Source organism: Streptomyces sp. NPDC005728 (genome assembly GCF_040630895.1).
GTDB lineage: Bacteria > Actinomycetota > Actinomycetes > Streptomycetales > Streptomycetaceae > Streptomyces.
Genome location: NZ_JBEXYL010000286.1, coordinates 1 through 1,487, shown reverse-complemented (window position 1 = coordinate 1,487; position 1,487 = coordinate 1). Strand labels below are relative to the sequence as shown.

The window sequence follows — 1,487 nt, the reverse complement described above, 5'->3', positions numbered from 1 at the left end:
TGCGTACCTGCGCGTATTCACCTGTGCGGGCTGAGCGTCCGGTCATCGGCCGGCCGGTATCTCGAGGGCCCCTGTATCCGTGTCGGCCGCTGTCGCGGACGGCTGTGGAGTGTGCGGAGCGCGGTTTGACTGCACCGCTGTCCCTTCCCGATCGAGCCGAAGGCGTTCACGTGAGGTTCATGCAGTCCGACCGGGCGTTGCTGGAACGGTATCTGCCCGGTCTGGACGCCGCTCTGGCGGCGCGACCGCTCGCCGAGCTGGAGAGCCCGAACAGTTTGGCGATCGGGCTTTTCCGTGAGGCGGGCGGGCCCGCGCTGCTGGTTCCCGCAGCGAACGCGGGCCTGGGCGCCGATCCGCTGGACGCGGTCAGGGTGCAGCGGGCCATCGGTAGCCGCTGTCCCTCACTGGCCGTGGCGACCACCATGCACCACTTCTCCGTGGCCAGCCTGATCGAGGCGGCCCGGACCGGAACCGGGCTGGAGGGGCTGCTGCTGGAGGCGATCGCGACCGACCCCCTGCTGGTCGCCTCGGGCTTCGCGGAGGGCCGCACCCATCAGTCCATCCTGCGGCCCACTATCAGGGCAGAGCACCGCGAGGGCCGCATCGTCCTCAACGGCAGCAAGAAGCCCTGCAGTCTGTCCCGCTCCATGGACCTGCTCACCGCCTCGGTGATGATCAGCGACGACGACGGACGCCGGCGCCTGGGCGTCGCCATTGTGCCCACCGCGAGCGAGGGCATCTCCGTCCGCCCCTTCTGGCACACCAGCGTGCTGGCAGGCGCCGAGAGCGACGAGGTCGTCCTGAGCGACGTCAGCCTCGATCCGCGGATGGTGGTGATGACCGATGCGGCCGACGACCAGCTCGACCGGGTGCACCTGATCGGCTTCCTCTGGTTCGAACTGCTGATGACCGCCTCCTACCTGGGAGTGGCGAGCGGTCTCGTGGAGCGTGTACTGGAACAGGGCAAAGGCACCGCCGTGGAACGGGCCGCCATGGCGACCGAGCTGCGAGCCGCCATGCTCGCCCTCGAAAGCGTCGCCCGCGCCATGGCCGACGAGGACCGGACCGAAGCCATCCTCGCGGACGCCCTGATGGCCCGCTACGCCGCCCAGGACACCATCGCCCGCATCACACCGACCGCACTGGCCGCCCTCGGCGGGATGTCCTTCATCAGCTCCGACGAAGGAACCTATCTGGCCTCGGCCGCATCCGCCCTCGCCTTCCACCCACCCGCCCGCGGCCAGATGGCCGACCCCCTGTGCGACTTCCTGAACGGCCACACACTACGCATCGGCACCGAACACCAGGCCACACCACAACAGACAGAAACACATACCCCCACACCCCACACCACAAGCCCGGCAGCGGACGGGAGCGCCATACCGCGCCGGAAGCAAGGGGAGACCGCGCCAAACCCAGACGCAGCCTCCCCTCCCACCCCTGCGCCCGCACCATCCCCACACCCTGCCCCCACGACTCCCTAAGCC

The 1,487-nt window shown here is 69.5% G+C and carries 1 protein-coding gene; it reads left to right on the top strand.

All coding sequences use genetic code 11. From position 1 onward, the window contains the following. Positions 1–170: 170 nt before the first annotated feature. Entirely contained in the window at positions 171–1,484 is a 1,314-nt protein-coding gene (locus ABZ471_RS48625) for an acyl-CoA dehydrogenase family protein (protein WP_359075612.1), read from the top strand. Positions 1,485–1,487 lie beyond the last annotated feature (3 nt).